This is a genomic window from Bacteroides sp. AF32-8BH (genome assembly GCF_003435205.1).
Classification (GTDB): domain Bacteria; phylum Bacteroidota; class Bacteroidia; order Bacteroidales; family Bacteroidaceae; genus Bacteroides; species Bacteroides ovatus.
This window is the reverse complement of sequence record NZ_QVLZ01000015.1, coordinates 66,210-88,359: the sequence shown is the minus strand read 5'-3', so window position 1 is coordinate 88,359 and position 22,150 is coordinate 66,210. Positions and strand designations below refer to the sequence as shown.

The 22,150-nt window shown below is 41.7% G+C and carries 10 protein-coding genes; 7 read left to right on the top strand and 3 right to left on the bottom strand.

Annotated features, from left to right (window positions below):
- Positions 1-140: 140 nt before the first annotated feature.
- Positions 141-3,320, bottom strand: a complete 3,180-nt coding sequence (locus DWZ47_RS12400) for an efflux RND transporter permease subunit (protein ID WP_060451107.1) — start codon at positions 3,318-3,320, stop codon at positions 141-143.
- Between the two features lie 14 nt (positions 3,321-3,334).
- A complete protein-coding gene (locus DWZ47_RS12395; protein ID WP_044132194.1) occupies positions 3,335-4,441 on the bottom strand; it encodes an efflux RND transporter periplasmic adaptor subunit in 1,107 nt (368 codons plus the stop codon).
- Between the two features lie 223 nt (positions 4,442-4,664).
- Between DWZ47_RS12395 and DWZ47_RS12385 the strand changes: the two genes are divergently transcribed.
- On the top strand, positions 4,665-5,576 hold the full coding sequence (locus DWZ47_RS12385) for a helix-turn-helix domain-containing protein (RefSeq protein WP_055235694.1): 912 nt from the start codon (positions 4,665-4,667) through the stop codon (positions 5,574-5,576).
- A gap of 538 nt (positions 5,577-6,114) precedes the next feature.
- Here DWZ47_RS12385 and DWZ47_RS12380 read toward each other — a convergent pair.
- Positions 6,115-10,083 carry a hybrid sensor histidine kinase/response regulator transcription factor gene (locus DWZ47_RS12380; protein WP_117513344.1) on the bottom strand — a complete coding sequence of 1,323 codons (3,969 nt, stop codon included), beginning with the start codon at positions 10,081-10,083 and terminating at the stop codon, positions 6,115-6,117.
- 383 nt (positions 10,084-10,466) lie between these two features.
- On the opposite strand from DWZ47_RS12380, the gene DWZ47_RS12375 reads away from it, so the two are divergent.
- From DWZ47_RS12375 to DWZ47_RS12350, 6 genes are all read left to right on the top strand, one after another.
- Entirely contained in the window at positions 10,467-13,688 is a 3,222-nt protein-coding gene (locus DWZ47_RS12375) for a SusC/RagA family TonB-linked outer membrane protein (RefSeq protein WP_158570385.1), read from the top strand.
- Positions 13,689-13,722: 34 nt separating this feature from the next.
- Positions 13,723-15,525, top strand: coding sequence for a RagB/SusD family nutrient uptake outer membrane protein (locus DWZ47_RS12370; protein WP_117513306.1), 1,803 nt, complete (start codon positions 13,723-13,725; stop codon positions 15,523-15,525).
- An 11-nt stretch (positions 15,526-15,536) separates the two neighbouring features.
- On the top strand, positions 15,537-17,363 hold the full coding sequence (locus tag DWZ47_RS12365; RefSeq protein WP_070101907.1) for a heparinase II/III family protein: 1,827 nt from the start codon (positions 15,537-15,539) through the stop codon (positions 17,361-17,363).
- A 4-nt stretch (positions 17,364-17,367) separates the two neighbouring features.
- Complete coding sequence (locus DWZ47_RS12360; RefSeq protein ID WP_055235696.1) at positions 17,368-19,353, top strand: heparinase II/III family protein; 1,986 nt, start codon at positions 17,368-17,370, stop codon at positions 19,351-19,353.
- Between the two features lie 19 nt (positions 19,354-19,372).
- The gene (locus DWZ47_RS12355) at positions 19,373-20,551 is read left to right on the top strand and encodes a glycoside hydrolase family 88 protein (RefSeq protein WP_032845860.1); all 1,179 of its coding nucleotides are present in this window, start codon (positions 19,373-19,375) and stop codon (positions 20,549-20,551) included.
- A gap of 151 nt (positions 20,552-20,702) precedes the next feature.
- Positions 20,703-22,136, top strand: coding sequence for a sialate O-acetylesterase (locus DWZ47_RS12350; protein WP_117513304.1), 1,434 nt, complete (start codon positions 20,703-20,705; stop codon positions 22,134-22,136).
- Positions 22,137-22,150: the final 14 nt, after the last annotated feature.

Here is a 22,150-nt window from a genome sequence, read left to right as displayed (position 1 = left end):
TCTTCGGCCCCCCCTCCCCCGCCGTAAAGATCGTCGGGAACGACAGTGGCGGGTTCGTATTTGGTATAGATGCCACAACCGCTCAACGACAGACTGATGGCAACTAATGTGATGATATTCTTCTTCATTCTTTCTTTCATTTATTTACGTTCGCGTTCAACTTCACTCTTTTCTTTCTCTAAAAGCACCTGCACATCTGGTTCCTCTTCCATCGGTTTACGGATTTTCTCCTGCAAAAACTCAAAGATGATGTAGAAAACCGGAACGACAAAGAGCAATGCCAGTGTCCCGACAGCCATACCGCCCACAACACCCGTACCCAGCGAACTATTGCCATTGGCACCCGCACCGGAAGAGAACATCAGCGGAAGCATACCGAAGATCATCGTCAACACCGTCATCAGGATAGGACGCAAGCGGACTTGTGCGGCAGAGTAGGCAGACTCCACAATACCCATTCCCTTGCGACGACGTTCTATGGCGTACTCCGTAATCAGAATGGCTGTCTTAGCCAGCAAACCGATCAACATAATCACACCTGTCTGCAGATAGATATTATTCTCCAACCCGAGTATTTTGGCGAAAAGGAACGACCCCATCAGCCCGAACGGCACGGAGAAGATAACGGCAAACGGTATGAGGAAACTCTCGTAAAGACAGGCCAGAATCAGATAGATAAGGAAGATACAGATGGCGTAAATGAAAACCGTCTGCGCACCACCGCTACTTGCTTCTTCGCGTGCCATACCACCATATTCATATCCGTAACCTGCCGGCAAAGACTGCGCAGCCACTTCTTCAATCACTTTCTGCACCTCGCCGGAGGAGTAACCGTCGGCAGGATTTACATTGGCGGTGATGGTGCTGTAAAGATTGAAACGGTTGGCCGTTTCCGGTCCCAACACTTGCTTCAGCGTCACGAACTGGCTCACCGGAGCCATCTGCGTACCATTGCGTACAAACATATTATTCAGCGCCTGCTCGTCGAGGCGGTATTCAGGCGAAGCCTGCATCATCACACGATATACTTTACCATACTGGTTATAGTTGGAGATATACGCGCCACCGCAATAACTGCCCACCGCATCGAGCACCGCACTCGGCGAAATTCCCGCACGCTTACATTTGGCAGCGTCCACTTCCACCGATATCTGCGGGAAGTTGATAGCATACGATGTATAAGCCATCGCTACCTCCGGACGCTCGTTCAAAGCACCGAGGAACTGTATAGCCGCTTCATAGAACGTAGCCAGTTCTCCACCCGTCATGTCCTGAAGGTTCAGTTCGAGGGAGTTACCCATACCGTAACCCGGAATCATGGCAGGCTGGAAGCTGAATATCTGTGCTTCCTTTATAGACTGGAATTGTCCGTTGAGGCGGGACACCACAGCATCCGAGCTATGCTCCTTGCCCTTTCGCTCGCTCCAGTCTTTCAGGCGGATAATCATCGTACCGTACGAAGTTCCCTGACCGGATATCAGTCCGTATCCTGCTACGCGGGCATAGTGTTCTATTTCGGGCGTATCTTTCAGGATATTTTCCAGGCGGTCCATCACTTTCGTGGTTTCTTCGAGCGTGCTTCCCGGTGAAATGCTGACATTCACCATAATGACACCTTGGTCTTCCTGCGGCACAAGTCCTGTTTTAGTGGTACTCATCAGGTAAACCAGCAAGGCAACGGCAACAGCCAGTGAAGTCCACACCATCCAGCGATGGCGGATGAAGAACATCACACCTCTCTTATATTTACCCAATACGGCATTGAACGAAGCATTGTAAGCTGCACGTACCCGTCCGTTGATGCTCTTGGCGCTCTTGGTTCCGTCCGACGGACGCATCATGATGGCGCACAAAGCGGGACAGAGCGTCAAAGCCGAAATCATCGAAATACCTACGGCAGTTGCCATCGTGATACCGAATTGTGTATAGAACACGCCCGAAGTACCTCCCATGAAGGTTACAGGAATAAACACAGCCATAAATACACAGGTACAGGAGACAATAGCCATCGTCACGTCACCCATTGCATCTTTCGTGGCAAGGTAAGGAGACTTATACCCGGCATCGAACTTGGATTGCACGGCCTCCACCACCACAATGGCATCATCCACCACCGTACCGATGGCAAGCACCAGCGCAAACAGTGTCAGAATGTTCAGACTGAAGCCCGCAGCCACCAGACAGGCAAACGTACCCACCAACGACACAATGATAGAGATGGAGGGAATCAGCGTACTCTTCAGATCCTGCAAGAAGAAATAGACCACGAGGATGACCAGAATGATGGCGATAATCAGCGTCTCCACCACGTTGTGTATGGAAGCGAAAAGGAAGTCGTTCGAACTCATCATCGTAACGAACTCCGTTCCTGCCGGCAGATTCTTCTCCATCCGCTCTATCTGCGCAGTGATTTCTTTGTTGACAGCGGTAGCATTGGAACCGGCTGTCTGGAATATCATATAAAGAACGGCCGGCTGACTGTCCATTTCACTGCGGAAACTATACGTCATCGTACCCAACTCCACCTCTGCCACATCTTGCAGGCGAAGTATGGAACCGTCTTCCCGCGAACGGACAACCGTGTTCCGGAATTCTTCCACGCTTTTGAGGCGTCCGCGATATTTCATTGTAAACTGGAAAACATTCTTCGAACTCTCGCCCAGTGAACCGGTGGGAGCTTCGATGTTCTGCTCACCCAATATGGCGGTAATGTCCGACGGAACCAGTCCGTATTGCGCCATCCGTTCCGGTTTCAGCCAGATACGCATACTGTACGTATCGCCCAGCTCCATCACGTCTCCCACTCCTTCGATACGTTTAATCTGGGGAATGACATTGATGTCCAGATAATTGGCGAGGAACGTCTGGTCGTATCGACCGTCCGTGCAGACCAAAGCACCAATCTGCAAGAAGCTGGTCTGCCGCTTCATTGTGCTGACGCCGACTTTCGTTACTTCAGCCGGAAGCAATCCCTGTGCTTTCGCCACACGGTTTTGCACGTTGACTGCCGCCATATCGGGGTCTGTGCCCTGCTTAAAATAAACTTGTATAATAGCCAAACCTGCATTGGAAGCACTGGAACTGATATACATCATGTCTTCCACACCGTTGATACTCTCCTCCAGTGGCATGATGACACTGTTCATCACTGCCTCGGCATCGGCACCCGTATAACTGGCAGTTACATATACCGTTGGAGGCGCAATGTCAGGATATTGCTCCACCGGCAGCGTGAAGAGCGAAATAAGCCCTATGGCCAGAATCAGGACAGAGATGGAGATAGCCATCACCGGCCGTTTTATAAACACATTTCCTTTCATAATCAATCTCTTTCTTATTTAACTTGCGTGCCTTCACGCACCAGTCCGGCGCCTTCCGATACGATTTCATCACCTGCTTTCAGTCCGTCCAGCACCACATATTCGCGCCCGTCATTGTTTTCGGCCACTGTTATCAGGGTAGAGACAGCCTTCCCATCCACTACCTTATATACAATCGTCTTATCCTGCATCTTCACGGTGGCCGTCTGCGGGATGGCGATACAATCTTTATAAATGCTCGGCACTACCACTGTGCCCGAGGCTCCGCTATGAAGCAACCGCGATTCGTTGGGAAACACCACGCGCGCCACCACAGTACCCGTTTGCCGGTCGATGACGCCGCTGATGGATTCGATGACACCTTTCTTATCATAAACCGAATTATCATTGAGGCGCAATTCCACTTCCGGCATGTTCTTCAAGGCTTCGTCCATGTCACCATGCTGGCGGGTGAGGGCAAGCAACTGATTCTCGGTCATGGAGAAATAGACATACATATCCGAGTTGTCGCTGACCGTAGTAAGCGGATAAGGCATATTGGCACTTACCAATGCGCCTGCACGATAAGGCAATGCACCTACGACTCCGTCACTGGGACTTTTCACTTCGGTATAAGAGAGATTGTTGCGGGCACTGATCTCCTGGGCTTCGGCCTGCGACAGTTGAGCTTTGGCGGTGAGATAAGAATTCTCGGCTGTTTTCAGGCTGAATTCCGAAACTACTTTCTGCGCATACAGTTCTTTGTTGCTCTTGTAGGTCAGTTCGGCAGTACCCAGCGCGGCACGTGCTGCTTCCACATTGGCAGTGGCGGTTTTCAGTGCGGCCTTGTAAGGCACTTGGTCGATAATGAAAAGCGATTGCCCGCGGCGTACTTTTTGCCCTTCGGTCACACAGAGTTTCTCAATCGTTCCCGACACTTGCGGATAAATATCAATATCCTGTCGCCCACGTATGCTCGCCGAATAGGAAGAAGAAAATTCCTTATCCACCGCTTCTATCTGCATTACTGCATAAGAAGAAGATTTCACTCCCGCATCCGATGCCTGCTTGCAAGATGCCATCCACACTGTACAACCGACAATCCCTATCAGCCGTATCCATTTTTTGCTTACTGTAATCATACTTTCTCTTTTGGTCTTTTGTTAAATCCTGGACAAAAGTAGGAGAAAAGAACAAGGCAAGAGTGACCAATTTCCCTCCATAAATGTCCCATTCTCGCCATTTACGTTTATTATATCTAACTATTTGGCAATAAACGACATATCAAACAAATCTGAAGAAGTATGGGACATTCTGTTTTCCCGATTATTCACCAACTTTGCAAAAAGTAAAAAAGGAAAGAACATGGAAAAAGAGAACATTATTACGGTGGATATAGAGGATTTTAAGGACAGTCAGCACGTCCTTGATTATATAGATGATGACTTTGCGATAGTCAACAGTCTGGAGGGGACTCCTTATAGTAATGATACAATCAAACTGAATTGTTTTCTCATCGCGGTTTGTATAGAAGGGTGCATCCAGCTGGACGTCAACTACCGGACCTACAAGTTGCAGGCGGGCGAGCTGCTGCTCGGTCTACCCAACACGATTATCAGTCATACGATGCTTAGTCCTAAATATAAAGTCAGGCTTGCCGGATTCTCTACCCGTTTCCTGCAACGTATTATTAAAATGGAAAAGGAAACGTGGAATACTGCCATTCATATCCACAACAATCCGGTGAAGTCGGTTGGCAACGGGGAGGATAAAACTTTCTTCGGATTCTACCGGGATTTAATTATAGCCAAGATAAACGATGAGCCTCATTGCTACCACAAAGAAGTGATGCAATATCTCTTTTCCGCTATCTTTTGCGAAATGCTGGGACAGCTTCACAAGGAAATGGAAGCTGCCGGCAACACGGAAGGTTCGAAAGAAGGCATCAAACAGGTGAATTACATTTTGCGGAAGTTCATGGAACTGTTATCGAAGGACAAGGGGATGCACCGTTCGGTGAGCTATTTTGCCAACGAGCTTTGCTACACTCCGAAGCATTTCTCGAAAGTCATCAAGCAGGCGTGTGGCAGGACTCCGTTGGATTTGATTAACGAAACTACCGTGGAGCATATCAAATACCGATTAAAACGTTCGGAAAAGTCTATCAAGGAAATTGCCGAAGAGTTCAACTTCCCCAATCAGTCCTTTTTCGGGAAATACGTAAAAGCGCATTTGGGAACATCACCGGCCAATTATCGGAACAGAAAAGAAGAATGACATTGATCGCTGAAAAAAGTGCCAACATGAAGAATTGCATATTTTACTTGTCCTGCTCTTCATCATTCGAGCCGTTTCCTTGCACTTCATGAAAAACGCCCGCCATTTAGAGTTACAGATTTCGCAAATAACATAAGATAGGTACTATTAGCAAACAAGTTGCAATAAAAGTAGCCAATCAAAAGTACAAATAGCTATCATCTCACAAGAAATGCAGCAGATTGCTATTTATAAATAAGCAATAGAAAAAGACAAAATAGCGCTAAATACCCTCTTCAAAAGCCTAGTTCCGCTTCCTTTAAAAGGAACCAACGGTTTGTTTATACCAAAGAGAGCGTTTGTTTTAAACAAACCGAAGCTTTGATTACACCAAACCGATGGTTTAGTGACGCCATATATTGCATATTTCAAGGAAATAAATACAATATAAAAAGAAAAAACGCATATTCTTGCAATTGTTCATGCAGTTTATTTTCTGTTTGGCCCTTTTCTTTCTTTCCTTTTTCCGTGAATATCTTAAAAACAGAACAGATTTAATTCAACTACCTTTCATATAATCTTTCGGTAATACTCCAAATTGTTTCTGAAAACAACGAGCAAAATAAGAATGATTGCTGAAACCTACCAGATAACAGACTTCATTCACTCGATATTTCCCCTCTTTCAAGAACTGTGCGGCCGACTTCAATCGGACAAGCCGTATGTAATCAATAGGAGGAAGTCCCGTAACTCCCTTCAATTTACGTTGCAAATTAGAACGACTCAAAGCCATTTCTGAAGCAAGTATGTCAACCGTAAAACTTTCATTCGTAAAATTGCGGATAATAATCTCATTAACTTGTTCAAGCCACTCAAGATCAGAACGTTTAATTTCTCCTTGACCATACTCCAAATTAGACATACTGGCAAAACGCTCAAACAGAACCTTTCTGTTTTTCAGAAGATTATCTATTGTTGCCTTGATATGACTTAAAGAAAAAGGTTTATCAATATAGGCGTCTGCTCCGTAATCCAATCCTGTTATCTTTGAATTAACCGAGCTTTGTGCTGATAACAATATAAATGGAATATGACACAACATCTTATCCGCACGAACTGCATTCAACAATTCAAAACCATCCATCTCGGGCATTACAATATCGCTAATAATAATATCAATAGTGTTGTTATGTAATATTTTTAATGCTTCTTTTCCATTTGTTGCTCCCAAAACATTGTAATTATACCCTAGATTTTTCAATAAAAATTCCAGCATATCATGTGTATCCTCTACAATAAGAAGATTACATTCGTATATTTCAAAATGCCCATAAAATTCATGTTCATTCCGATTATCGGCCAACTTGGTTACGCTAACCTCCGCTTTAGGTAAATGTATCGTAAGCAGAAACCCGCCTTGACTACTTTTACCAACAGATATTTTACCTCCAAGCTTATCTACCAGCAATTTTACAAGACTCAACCCTATTCCAAAACCTGTCTCTGCCGAGTTGTTATTTCCAGAACGATAGAATGGTTCAAAAATCTTAGCAGCTTCGGTTTCCGTCACTCCCGGGCCATCATCACCGACAGAAATTTCAAGCATTACAGCATCTTCCACAACAGCTTCACCAGCAGAAACCCAAATTTCATTACGCGCATATTTGAAAGCATTGGTCAGCAAATTGCTGACTATTTTTGTCAGAGCCTCAGCATCTACATTATATATCAGATGCTCTTGTGCAAACTTCGTCTGAATAGTAACAGATGATGAAAATGAAGTAAATCTCCTGATGATATCTTTCATAAAAGAATTAATATCCACCTCGCTATATGACAATTTATAGCCTTCTTGATCCACTTTACGGAAATTCAACAACTGCTTGATCAATTCGAGTAATCGGTTTGTATTTTGCCGGATGATAGAAAGATTAGCTTCAGTCTCCTCACTCCATGTGCCAGATTCAAAAATGGCCTCCAACGGAGCCTTTATCAAGCTGACCGGAGTTTTTATCTCATGTGCAACATGAGTAAAAAACTGAATTTTAGATCGATACATCTCCTGCTCCATCATCAGCTCCATATCCTTTTTCTCACGTTCACGCTTTTCACTTTGCTTTTTAGAGTACCTAAGTAGAAGTAAATAAGCAGAAAATAAAAGTAAAAAGACATAAACGATTTTAGCTGATATAGTTTTCCAAAAGGGAGCCTCTATATGTAGGTTTATGAAACAAGGATTATCACTCCACACCCCATCATTATTTGCTGCCTTCACCATAAATTTATATGTGCCTGAAGGTAGATCCATGAAAGTCACCGAGTGTTTATCCGTATAAACCCAGTCATCATGCACCTGATCTATTTTATAGGCATAACGATTTTTAGAAGGAGCTACAAAACTCAGGCATTCATATTCTATCTCAAAAGAAGAAATATGATAATCAACGGTAAATTCACTCTGCCTACTGATATTTATTTTATGCGTTCCTGCACTCCCACTACTATCATGCAAATTAATAGAAGAAATTACTGCAGTGGGCTTGACCGTGTTTGTATATAACTTATCCGGATAAAAACAATTAAATCCTTCCACTCCTCCAAAATAAAACAGTCCATTACTGGCCTTTAGAGATGAACGAAAATTAAATAAATTACTCTGCAAACCATCTTCATGAGTATATAGCTTCGACTCTTCCGTGAGTGGGTTATACTTTATGATTCCATAGTTGGATGACAACCATAAATTACCATCCTTATCATCCAGTATCCCATATATAACGTGGCTATACAACTTCTTTCGATAATTATAATTCACAAAAGAATCGGAATCATAATCATAACGGGATATTCCACCTCCTTCCGTACAAAACCACAGTTGCCCGATACGGTCTATATAAACCCGAACTACACGATTATTACTCAAAGAGCCTGAATCGGACACTGAATGCTTGTAATTCTTGAATCCTCCTGTTCTCCGATCATAACGCCATATCCCATCTCCTTTGGTGGCAATCCATAGTATACCCGCACTGTCCTCCAACATATCATATACAAACACATCCTTCAACTTTTCAAAACGATGAAACTTGTTTATTTCCGGTAAAAACTGACAAAACCCTCCCATTGTACCAACAAAGATTTCTCCGCGTCTGTTTTTATATAACGAATAAATATGATTATGAGGAATGGAATTAGAATCATTCATATTATATAGATAGTTTTTCACTACAGAACGCGTTTTCAGATTCATGATATCAATACCCCGGGAAAAAGTTCCTATCCATAGCTGATGATCGTCCAGTAATAAAGCATGTATATTATTATGGCTGACATTTGTAGAAGAACCATTTGCCATATAACGTGTAAACTCTTCAGTACGCGGATTAAAATAGTTCAAACCACCATTCTCTGTAGCAATCCATAAATTTCCCTCAGAGTCTTCACTAAACTGGCTAACCGCATTTCCGGATAATGAGTTTTGTTTATGTTTTTCATAATACCATTTGATATAATTACTTTGCGGTGATATATAATATACCCCATCAAAATAAGTACCCACCCATACTCCACCTTCGCGATCACGACTGAATGAATAAATACACTTTGAACCGAACGCCTCCAATTTGTGAATAGTTTTCTCTTTCTGACGAAATAGAAATAACCCATCTTCTGTTCCTATAAAAAACACATTCGAGCTATATTGGAAAAGAGCCCGAATCCAAGTATTGTTTTGATAGGTCGCTACTACAGGATAAGCGCTAAAAGAACCATCCGATCTGTCCAGATGTAACAATCCATCATATCTGGTGCCTATCCAAATTTCACCATCAGCTGTTTCCATCAAAGTGCTTATTTCAAATGGGTGAGAAACCTTTGTAAGACGAGGCAGGCGATATACTGCAAAATTATCCGAAGCTTTTTTATATCTCGCCAATCCCTGACGAGTCCCGAACCATAAAGTTCCCGAAGAATCTTTAAACACTGAGATTACCTGATTATCAGGGATAGAAGTCGGTTCTACCTGCGATTTCACATATCTTCGTAGCTGCCCTTTCTTTTCATTATATACAAATAATCCTCTCGAAGTACCAATCCATAATCGTCCGTCATCATCATAGCACAAATCGTTCACAGTACCCACAACACTAACTCCCAGGTCTGTTTTCTCACCAAATAGTGTGAAATCTTTAGATTGAGTATTGAAAAGATAGAGCCCGTCTGTAGTAGCTGTCCAAATATTGACTCGGTCGATATGCGGATAAAGCTTCAAGACATTAATTAATGTATTATTTGATGAATCTACAGAATCAGCAAATTTAGTAAATTCAGTCCCATTACAACGGTTTATTCCATCTTTCGTTCCCAGCCATATATATCCGGTTGAATCTTGCATGATGGTCCTCACCGTATTATCAGACAATCCGGTCTTAACATCATATTTTCTCATAACAGAAAAAGTCTGGCCACAAAGAAAATCAGCTTGTGCAATCGTAATGACCAGCACTAATATACGAAATAAATGATTCATTGTGCAACATTTATGATATACGCAAATATAGAATTTATTTTCATTCATCACCCCCCCGTCACAAAAATATGACTAATTCGGAGCCTTATTTGACTAACTTGAGCTATTTTATGTTTTAGCCTTTTCACTTCATTACTAAAATTGGTATTATTTTCCTCATCCGGACTATTGATATTGCAATATACCATCTATTTTTGCAGTAACCATCATTTAGTTCTCTGATATTTTCTAATATACCAGCTATACTTCTTAATTATATGTCCGGACAAGTTATTTGACGTATAGCGATTGAACTGAAAATATTTAGAGCATTATTGAAAGGAATATTTCTAATTAAAAACCATTTGTTCTATATGTATTATATGAAAAAACACATTCTATTTATGGCTATATTCGCTTTACATTGCCTGACAATGTCTGCCCAGCAAATAAAAATCTCGGGAAAAGTCACCGACGAAAGTAACTATCCTTTGCCCGGAGCTACCGTTTCCATTTTGGAATCGGGCAATGGAACCTCTACAAATCTGGAAGGAGAGTATTCCATTCAAGTCATGCCGGGAACCAAACTTCAATTCAGTTATATCGGTTATGTATCCCAAACAATACTCGTGGATAATAAAACGATACTAAATGTGACTCTACTTCCTAAATCAGAATCACTTGAAGAAGTAGTCGTAGTAGGATACGGCGTTCAGAAAAAGGCAAATCTAACAGGTTCAGTATCAACAGTAAACTTTAATCAGGAAATGTCAAGCCGCCCTATAGCCAACGCTTCTAGTGCAATGGCAGGACTTTCGGCAGGTGTTCAAGTGCAACAAAGTTCCGGAAAGCCCGGTTCAAATGGAGCAACTATCAGGATTCGTGGTACCGGAACATTGAACTCTAATAATCCATTAGTACTTGTAGATGGTATCGAATGGGACATGAACAATGTGAATACGGAAGATATTGCCAGTATCACTGTACTGAAAGATGCAGCTTCGGCAGCAATCTATGGCTCACGTGCAGCCAATGGAGTGATTCTTGTAACTACCAAGAAAGGACAGGGAAAAACCAGAGTAAACTATTCGTTCTATGGCTCTATAGAGACTCCTCAAAACAAACTCTCATTAGTCAGTGACTATGCCAGACACATGGAACTTATCAACGAGGGTGCAGAAAATGTAGGAAAAGCTCATATTTTTGAACAATCAACCATAGATAAATGGCGTGAAGCCCAAAATAATCCCAATGGGACTAATGAATTCGGGATACCTAATTACATGGCCTATCCTAATACAGACTGGTTTAATGAAATCATGGGATCGGGATTCTCACAAAAACATAATCTATCTATTTCAGGAAGTAATGACAAGGTAAACTACTTTTTATCTTTAGGATATCAAGATATAGATGGAGTCATGAACCAAAAAGGAACAGACTCCGGATTCCAGCAGTTCCAATTCCGAACAAACATCGAAATAAAAATTAATAAATGGTTTTCCGTTGGTACCCGTCTCAATGGATTAAAACAAGATATAGGCCTTGCCAATATCAGCCGCGGATTTGAATATCTTTATAAAACAACTCCCGGAGTCTATCCGGGAGAAAATGATAAATGGGGGCTACCAGCGGCAACAGAAGAATCCACTAATGCCAATAACATATTCGAAAAAATGAGACGCTGTGGATATGATAAAATGTTTCGCGGAAATTTCACACTCTTCGGCAGTATTCGCCCGATGAAAGGATTATCCATCGAAGCAAGCTATAACTATGCTCCTGATTGGGGAGATTATGCCACATGGGGAGCTCCAAACGGTACATGGGATTACGTAAAAAACATACGTGCCAATGAAAGTGCCTTAGAAAATGCAAGCATTAATAACAAATCATTTAAAAGACGTAGAGAAAACTCCGAAATTCTGATACGCTATAACACAACCCTTTCCCACGATCATGAAATAAGCGCATTGGGTGGATTCACGACTTCCTACTATAATGAAAATTATTTCGACGTAACACGAAAAGGTATGTCAGACTGGAGCCTAACTCAACTTAAAACAGCAACAGAACTCGTTTCCAGCGACAGTAATGAAACAGACTGGGCTCTGATTTCTTATTTCGGACGTCTTAATTACGCCTTCAAAGGGCGCTACCTATTTGAAGCAAATGTCCGTTATGATGGTTCGTCGCGGTTCGCCCCGGAAAGTCGTTGGGGAGTTTTCCCATCTTTCTCTGCTGGTTGGAGAATAAATGAAGAAAAATTCATGAGTTTTGCACAAGATTATCTTTCTAATTTAAAAATTCGTGCCTCTTGGGGAAAACTTGGAAATAACGCATCAGGAAACTATGACTGGCAAGCCAATTATAGTACTAATAAAGTAGTTATCAACTCTTCACCTACCACAGGACTGGCTATCAGTAAACTTGGAAACAGTTTTCTTGAGTGGGAATCTACAACCACCACCAATGTTGGAATCGACTTAGGTTTCTTCAACAACAGACTGACAGGAGAATTCGACTGGTATAATAAAATGACCACGGGAATACTATTCACTCCATCCATTCCCCTATCCATGGGTAAAGTCACCGGTTCTACAGAAAATATAGCAGAAGTACGTAACCGCGGTGTAGAATTGACTTTAGGATGGCAAGATAATATCAAAGATTTTACATACCGTATAGAAGGTAACTTCTCTTACAATCAAAACAAGGTAATGAAATATAAAGGAGAACTTGCCAGATACTGGGAATATGATAATGCCGGAAACCCTACGAGATTCGTCAGTAATTACGGGGATGTAGCACAAAGCGGTTTTGGAGGTGTCATCGTTGAAAATAGGATGTTAGGAGAAATGTATTTGAGACAACCTTATTGTGGTAATGGTTCATACTCCGAAGGAAAACCTGACATCAATGCTGGACCAGTCGACGGTATGATTCGTACAGAATCTGATATGGCCTGGGTAAAAGCCATGATAGCTGATGGATATAAGTTTAATGGAGTAACCAAGGTGGCAAAAGATCAATTATGGTATGGCGACTTGATTTATGCAGATGCTAACGGAGACGGCAATTATGGTGATACCAATGATATGAACTTTACCGGAACCTCTACCCAGCCCCGTTATAACTTTGGTCTCAATCTTTCAGTGGCCTACAAAGGTTTTGATTTCTATATGCTATGGGCTGGTAGTGCAGGATTCGATCTTTATTGGAACCATTCTTCCTACAATGGTACTCGAACTGAAAATGGATTTGGAATCAGCCAGCGTGTAGCGGACAATCATTACTTTTATAACCCGGAAAATCCATCTGACTCCAGAACAAATATAACTGCAAAGTATCCACGAATCACAGACCAGACACAACGTGATAATGGTACCAGCAGTGTTTTTTGGAAGTATAAAGGTGATTATGTCAAACTAAAGAACATTCAGATAGGATATACAATTCCCGTGAAATGGACCAGAAAATTCATGGTAGAGAAACTACGTTTTTATTTTTCCGGAGAAAATCTGTTAACCATAACAAGCTATCCGGGACTCGATCCAGAAATGGGTACTTCAATAACTTATCCATTAACCAGACAGTTTGCATTCGGTGCACAACTATCATTTTAATTCATCGATTACTCATATAACAAATAAATGAATTATGAAAAAAGTAATAATATTCTGCCTGACAATCTGTAGCATCCTTCAGGGATGTACTTATATGCTCGACACAACTCCGTACGATCAAATAGCCACGGGTAACATGTGGACAAGTGAAGAGCTGGCAGACAAAGGAGTTGCCGGTATTTATGACGTACTATACAACAGAAGCCTCCTAGTCCTTAACCCTGAAAAGTCGGAAGTAACAGGTATCAATAAACTGGGAATAGAATCAATGGGATTCTGCTCCGGATACTATTCAAGCATCGCCCTGCTAACTTCAACCGCCCCAAGCGCCGGATATGCCTATATTTCACGTGAGTGGCAATTTGGCTATGAAGGAATCCATCGATGCAACGATGCTATTGCCAACTTACATAAAGCCGGACTTTCAGAGGAAAAGCTGGAACGCCTAATGTGTGAATCCAAATTTATGCGAGCTTTCTTTTATTACCGGCTTAATATGTTCTTTCAAGGAGTCCCCATCTATCTGGAACCCATTAACAGTAGTGAAGCCACACGGGGAAAGTCTTCCGCCGATGATGTCTGGGAAATTTGTTTAGATGACCTCACTGCATGTATTCAAAGCCCGCATTTAGGTAATAACACGCTGAAAGAAAATTATGGAAGACCTTCCAAAGGAGCGGCTTATGCTTTAAGAGGGATGATATATATGTGGAAGAAAGAATATGATTCAGCTATTAAAGATTTTGAAGAAGTTAAAAAGTGTGGTTATGACTTATGGGAGGGAAAATATATCGACTTCTTTAAGTATGAGAATGAAAAAGATAAAGAAATGATACTCCCGTTACAATATGATGAAGCTAGTGGATATTGCGACAATATTCAACTGATGGTCGGCTCACGCGACCACTATGATTGCTGGACGGAATTAATCCCATCAGCCGATTTTGTAGATTACTATCGTAATGCTGATGGATCCGAATTCAAATGGAGTGCCTATCTAACCGGATGGGATGACCTTACCCCGGCTCAAAGAGAAGTTTTTTTCCTACGCAATAATCTAACTTCCAATCAAAGTGCTTATAATGATGCCAAATCACGAATAGGAGCCGAAGTGATGAATAAATATTATCTCGACTCCGGAAATGAAGCACGTATCAAAAAAGCATATGAATCACGTGACCCACGATTACAACAGACCATCATCACTCCTTATTCAAGCACTAATTGCTACAGCCCATACTGGAATAGTGGAGAACCCATGCAAAATAAAGTTCTTAGATGGCCTTATCTGAATCGTGGAGGAAATAATGGAGATATGTGGCATAATCAAAGGAATGCAGGGTACTACATTTATAAAAAGTACAATGAAACAGAGAAAGGCCGTTATATAGAACGACTGCGTTGTCATTGTGATTATCCACTAATTCGTTTTACCGATGTATGGCTGCTTTATGCTGAAGCGCTTAATGAAAAAGATAGATTGGATGAAGCAATTATAGCAGTCAATAAAATCCGTAAACGTGCAGGTATGGGAGATTTAGAAAAAGGGGGTACAGGATATAATTCTGTCTCCGGTAAGGAAGATATGAGAGACAGAATTCGTTATGAGCGACGGGTAGAATTATGTCTCGAGAGTATCAATTATTTCGATGAAATCAGATGGGGTACCTATAAAGAGACCAAGTTTCAAGGTGATTATAGCGGTTTGAAAGCATGGTGGGGAAACATCGTTGGAAGTAAATGGTATTGGAAAGATTATATGACGGTATGGCCTATTCCACTAGTAGAAACCCAAAGAAATCCGAATCTCAAACCTACAGAAGGATGGACGTATTAAATAAAAGCAAAATGAAGCAACTATTAATAATTATATTCATACTTATTGCGGGAGGAGCAAAAGGCTATACGAAAGATTTCGACTATAGCCATATTGCTCCACATCCCCGCCTGTTACTCAAGGAAGGTGAAGAGAGAAATATTCATATAGCTTTGCAAAAAAGCACCGTTTTACAAGCATTCCACAAGCGAATATTAGACTACTGTGATGAAACTCTTAAAGAGGCTCCAGTTAAAAGAATCAAAGAAGGCAAACGGCTTCTGGGAGTTTCGCGCATTGTTCTCAAAAGAGTCTTCTACCTGTCATACGCTTATCGTATGACAGGTGAAAAGGAATACCTCCGGCGAGCCGAAAAAGAAATGCTGGCAGCAGCTTCTTTCATCGATTGGAATCCCAGTCACTTCCTGGATGTAAGCGAAATGAGTATGGGACTGGCCATTGGTTACGACTGGCTATTCAATGAACTGTTACCGGACAGCCGGAAAAAAATCCGGCAGGCTATTGTAGAAAAAGCAATAGAAGCCTCTAAAACAAAACATGCCAGTTTCTACCAATCAAGAACAAACTGGAATCAGGTTTGTAATGGAGGACTTGTATGTAGTGCACTTGCTATCTATGAAGATGAACCAGAAAAAACAAAAGAGATCATTAACAAGGCACTTCAAACAGTACCTCTAGCTTTAGAATGTTATGCTCCCGATGGCGGTTACCCCGAAGGCTTTGGCTATTGGTCTTATGGTACCTCATACCAAGTGATGCTTAATGATGCATTAGAAAGTTCCTTGGGTCATGATGCCGGACTAAGTGATTATCCCGGTTTTCTACAATCAGCCCAATACATTCAATATATGACAGCTCCAACAGGAGATTGTTTCAACTTCTCTGATGCTAGTCCAAAAGCGTATGGAAATATCATGATGTTCTGGTTTGCCCATAAAACTAAAAATCCGTCGCTGCTTTGGCTTGAGAAGAAGTATCTGAATGATGCAAACCTGGAATTTGGTGAATACCTCGAAGAAAGGTTCTTACCATGCCTACTCATCTTTGCTTCACGCATCGACTTAGACGAAGTAATCAGTCCTAAAGGCAACACGTGGCATAGTATAGGGACAACCCCCGTTTATATTTATCGAAGCGGATGGAACTATAAAACGGATACCTATCTGGGAGTAAAAGGCGGAACAGCTTCTACCTCACATGCCCATATGGATGCCGGATCATTCATTTATGAACAAGCAGGGGTCCGATGGGCCATGGATTTGGGAATGCAGGATTATTACAGTCTTGAAAGTAAAGGGGTAGACTTGTGGAATACAAAACAGTATTCTCAAAGATGGCAAGTATTTCGAATAGGAAGCAGTGCACATAACACACTTACTATCGATGGAAAAAGCCATCAGGTGAATGGCTTTGCCGAGTTAAAAAGTTTCACTGATAATCAAGGGAACAAGGGAGCAAAGGTTAATTTGACTTCAACATTAGGACAAGCTATCAATCAGGCAACACGTACTGTGATTCTCACTCCCGACAATTCATTGGAAATAACAGATTATCTTGAGAACAAAGATACTGTCTCTCTAATTCGATGGACAATGTGTACTCCTACTATTCCTAAAATAACGGATAACCAAACTATCATGTTAACCCAAGGAAACAAACAGCTTTCACTACAAGTCGACTCTCCGCGAAAGGTGAATCTGCATATTTGGGATAATACTCCACCTCACGACTACGATTATGAAAATCCGGGTACGTGTAGAGTGGGATATGACATTGCCCTAAATCCCAAAGAAAAAATTACAATCAAAGTAAAGTTCAACCTTATTAAAAATAAATAGACACATGAAAAAAATATTATTATATACACTTCTATTATGGGGAGCTATATTCACTTTCGGAAGTTGCGATGTAGATATTCCAGAAATTGAAAAGCCTGTTTTACCAGAGAAAGACTCTTCTTCGCAACCGGATGATGAGGATGATCCTTCAGCTGATCCCAATGGCATATTCGACTATTCCAAAATAGGAGAGCATCCACGATTATTCCTAAACGCCCAAGATTTTGATCACTTGAAACAGGAAATTACAAATAACTCCATACTTAAAATCATTCATGAGATCATCATAAACAGATGCAACAAAGAATTTGTCGGAGCCTCCACTCTCACTTATCAAAAAAGTGGCAAACGACTTCTGACTGTTTCACGTAAAGCACTGGAACGAATTTGCCATCTGGCATACGGATATAGAATGAACAATGATTATACTTATCTGAATCAGGCAGAGAAGGATATTCGTTCGGTATGTTCCTTCCCCGACTGGAATCCAACCCATTATCTGGATATAGGAGAAATGGCTTTAGCCGTTGCAATCGGATTAGACTGGCTATATAATGATCTGCAGCCTGAAACCAGAAAGATGGCTCAAACGGCACTTGAAAACTACGCATTTAAAACTGCTACTGACCCCACTTATTCGAAACAGTTTATTGAAACAACTACAAATTGGAACCAAGTATGCAATGGAGGGTTACTGGCCGCTGCACTCGTTACTTACGAGAAGGACAAAAGCCGTGCTGTTGAAATCATAGAACAAAGCTTTAACAGTAACAAAACCAAAGGCATGACTACCTACGGCACTGACGGGAATTACCCCGAAGGATATATGTATTGGGGATATGGAACTACTTATCAAGTAATATTAATCGCTGCACTGGAAAAGGTGTTCAATACAGATAACGGATTATCCCAAACAACTGCCGGTTTTTTGAAAACCGCAGAATATATGTTATTCATGGCCGGAACAACTGGAAAATGTTTTAACTACTCGGATTGCACCGAACCCGAAGAACCTAAACTACCTATGTGGTGGTTTGCTAAAAAACAGGGAAACAGCTCGTTATTGTTTAATGAACTCAGGTTGCTAAAAAAAGGAGCATATGCCAGCAAATTCGAAGAACGCCGCTTATTGCCTATTATCATGGGATTCATCGATTCCGAGCAAGTAAAAGGAACTATTTCCGCCCCACAAAAAAAGTTATGGTGGGGAGATGGAGATACTCCGGTAGTACTCATTCATACAGACTGGACTTACTCAGACACTGATAAATATTTCGGAATGAAAGGAGGACGTTCAAACACAAGTCATGGTCACATGGATGGCGCAACATTCGTATACGATGCCTATGGAGAACGTTGGGCAATGGATTTAGGTATGCAGGAATATGCTCCTCTCGAAGCTGCGGGTATAGATCTTTGGAACAGCAGCCAAAGTTCTACAAGATGGAGCATATTCCGTCTCAATAACTTCAGTCACAATGTTATTACCATTAATAACAATCAATATCATTATCAAGGAAAAGCTTTTGTACGAACAGATTATATGAAGGCTATCGGGACTAAACTTGGCGCCAAATTCGAGTGCTTTGGAGTAAACAGAAATGGAAATGATTACGATGTCGATGCCCCTGTACGCACCGCCGAATTCATTGATAACGGAGGTGATCTGGAACTGGTTATAAAAGATGAAATCAAAAGCCGTGCAAACAAAACTCCTCTGGTGCGTTGGGCCATGGCTACACCTGCAACAGCAGAAATAATCTCAAACCACTGTATCAAGTTATCACAGAATGGAAAAATCCTGTATCTGACCGTACAAGAACAAAACAATCACCCGTTTACTCTGAAAACATGGCCGGCCTCTACAGACAATAAATATGATGAAGCCAATCCAGGGGTGACAATGGTAGGATTTGAAGCACAAATGAGTGCGAAAGATACAAGGGTATTTACCACTACATTTGCTAAAGAGCCAAAGAATATTAATTAAAAATTCAATCAAAAAAATAATGAGAAAAATAATCATCTTGCTGACTCTGTCATTAACAGTCATATATACGAATGCCCAGACAGAAAAGAGCATCCAACAAATAACACAGGAAGTCATGGAACGAGCTTCTATCCAATATACCAACATGGCTTCCACCCTGGAAAAAGATAGAGTCCCACGCAGTTTCTCAAAAAACAGACTCATCACTTCAGATATCTATTGGTGGTGTAGCGGTTTTTATCCAGGCACATTGTGGTACCTTTATGAATATACCGGTTCTGAAAATATAAAAAAACTAGCCCACACCTATACACAAAAACTTGCTCCACTGCAATTCCTCAAAACAGATCATGACATCGGTTTCCAGCTATTTTGCAGTTATGGTAATGGATATAGATTGACAGGCAACAAAGAGTATTTGAATATTCTCCATAATGGCGCTATGTCATTAGCAACAAGATTCAATCCTATCATTGGTTCCATCCGTAGCTGGGACTCCTCCCGCGATAAATGGAAATTCCCGGTTATCATAGACAATATGATGAACCTTGAACTGCTCATGTGGGTAGGTAATCAGTATAACGACCCTTATTTAAAAACTGTTGCCATTACACATGCAAACACAACAATGAGGAATCATTTCCGACCGGATTACAGCACTTACCATCTTGTCAACTATGATCCTGAAAACGGGAAAATAATAAAGAAGCAAACTGTGCAAGGACATAATGATCACTCCAGATGGGCACGCGGACAAGCATGGGCACTTTATGGATTCACAATGATGTACCGAACGACTCATTCATCACGTTATCTCAAACAAGCGCAATCCATTGCAGATATGTTCATTCCGCTTCTACCTTCAGATGGCATTCCATACTGGGATTTTGATTCTCCGGATATCCCCAATGATTTGAGAGACGCATCTGCAGGAGCCATCATGGCTTCAGCACTGACAGAATTAAGTGAATATCTACCGGAAAAGAAGATCCAGTATCGGAGTATAGCAAAGCGCCAACTCCGCACATTATCTTCCCCTGAATATCTGGCAGCTCCCAACACTAATGGAAATTTTATTCTCAAACACAGTGTCGGACATAAGCCGATGAAAGGAGAAGTAGACGTTCCGCTTACTTATGCTGATTATTATTTTATCGAAGCATTAATAAGAATGAACAATCTCGAAAAACAAGAATAAAAGAACCCTTTATCGGATCGATATTATTAGCTTCAATGAATTACAATCTATTTTTATCAGAAAATGAACAAATAATTTTATACTATTAAAAAAATAGGTTGTAATTTTGTTTCATACACATTTTATTAAATATCTTATAATAAATAATAGTATGAAAAGACATCTTTTAATTCTCGTTTTATCACTTTTATTCTTCCCTGTCACACAAGGTAAGATAAAACTCCCTGCAATGATGGGGGATCACATGGTACTTCAACAGAATAGTTCCGTTAAATTATGGGGTTGGGCGGACGGCAAAAAAGTAACCGTCACTACTTCGTGGAACAACCGGACTTATCAGGCGTCTACGGATAAAGACGGGGCTTGGATGGTGAAAGTAGACACTCCTGAAGGGGGTTATACACCTTATTCTATTACCATCAGTGACGGCACTCCGGTCACTCTTTCGGATATACTGATAGGGGAAGTGTGGATATGCTCCGGACAGTCGAATATGGAAATGCGTATGATGGGAAATGCAGCGCAACCCATTGACAACTCGCTTGAAACGCTACTGAACTCGGGAAATTACCGCGACCGTATTCGTTTTATCACTGTTCCGAGAACTAATGAAACAGAACGTCGCATGGATTTTGAGAAAAGAAAATGGGAAGTATCGTCACCTGAAACGACCATTGATTGCAGTGCTGCCGCCTATTTCTTTGCCAGACAACTGACTGAAAGTCTCCATCTCCCGGTAGGACTGGTTATCAACAGTTGGGGAGGTTCGGCTATCGAAGCATGGATGGATGAACCGACATTGAAAATCGTTGAAGGTATGGATATTGAAGCTGCCAAAAATCCCAAGAGGGGAGTTCATCAACGTTTGGAATGTCTGTACAACTCGATGTTATGGCCTGTTAAGAACTTCACGGCACGTGGTTTCCTCTGGTATCAGGGAGAATCGAACATATCCAACTATCAATTCTATGCTCCGATGATGACTGCTATGGTGCAGCTATGGAGAAATGTATGGGAAGATCCCGCTATGCCTTTCTATTATGTGCAGATTGCTCCTCATAAATATAAGGACAGCCGGGATACGGGTGCCGCTTTATTGCGTGAAGCACAGATGGAAGCCCTGAAAACGATTCCTAATTCGGGCATCGTACCCACTACGGATATTGGTGATGAATTCTGCATCCATCCGCCACAGAAAGATGTAGTAGGGCTTCGGTTGGCTACGCTTGCATTGACTAAAACATACGGCATCGGCCGATTGCCGTCCAACGGTCCGATGATGACTAAAGTAGACTATGAGGACAACAAGGCCATAGTAACATTCAATAACGCACCTGCGGGACTGTTCCCTACTTTCGCCCAACTGGAGGGATTCGAGATTGCAGGAGCCGACAAGAAGTTCTATCCAGCGAAAGCGAAGATTATAGGACGTACCAACACGGTAGAAGTATCAAGCGAAGAGGTTGCCCAACCGGTTGCCGTGCGCTATGCTTTCCGTAATTACGTAGGAAATATCACGCTGCGCAACACTTTCGGATTGAGTGCTTTCCCGTTCCGCACGGATACGTGGGATGACGTGAAATAAAGAGCTCTATAGAG

Excerpts from the sequence above, each read along its gene's own strand:
- DWZ47_RS12400 (WP_060451107.1), bottom strand. The coding sequence starts at position 3,320 with ATGAAAGGAAATGTGTTTATAAAACGGCCGGTGATGGCTATCTCCATC.
- DWZ47_RS12395 (WP_044132194.1), bottom strand. The coding sequence starts at position 4,441 with ATGATTACAGTAAGCAAAAAATGGATACGGCTGATAGGGATTGTCGGT.
- DWZ47_RS12385 (WP_055235694.1), top strand. The coding sequence starts at position 4,665 with ATGGAAAAAGAGAACATTATTACGGTGGATATAGAGGATTTTAAGGAC.
- DWZ47_RS12380 (WP_117513344.1), bottom strand. The coding sequence starts at position 10,083 with ATGAATCATTTATTTCGTATATTAGTGCTGGTCATTACGATTGCACAA.
- DWZ47_RS12375 (WP_158570385.1), top strand. The coding sequence starts at position 10,467 with ATGGCTATATTCGCTTTACATTGCCTGACAATGTCTGCCCAGCAAATA.
- DWZ47_RS12370 (WP_117513306.1), top strand. The coding sequence starts at position 13,723 with ATGAAAAAAGTAATAATATTCTGCCTGACAATCTGTAGCATCCTTCAG.
- DWZ47_RS12365 (WP_070101907.1), top strand. The coding sequence starts at position 15,537 with ATGAAGCAACTATTAATAATTATATTCATACTTATTGCGGGAGGAGCA.
- DWZ47_RS12360 (WP_055235696.1), top strand. The coding sequence starts at position 17,368 with ATGAAAAAAATATTATTATATACACTTCTATTATGGGGAGCTATATTC.
- DWZ47_RS12355 (WP_032845860.1), top strand. The coding sequence starts at position 19,373 with ATGAGAAAAATAATCATCTTGCTGACTCTGTCATTAACAGTCATATAT.
- DWZ47_RS12350 (WP_117513304.1), top strand. The coding sequence starts at position 20,703 with ATGAAAAGACATCTTTTAATTCTCGTTTTATCACTTTTATTCTTCCCT.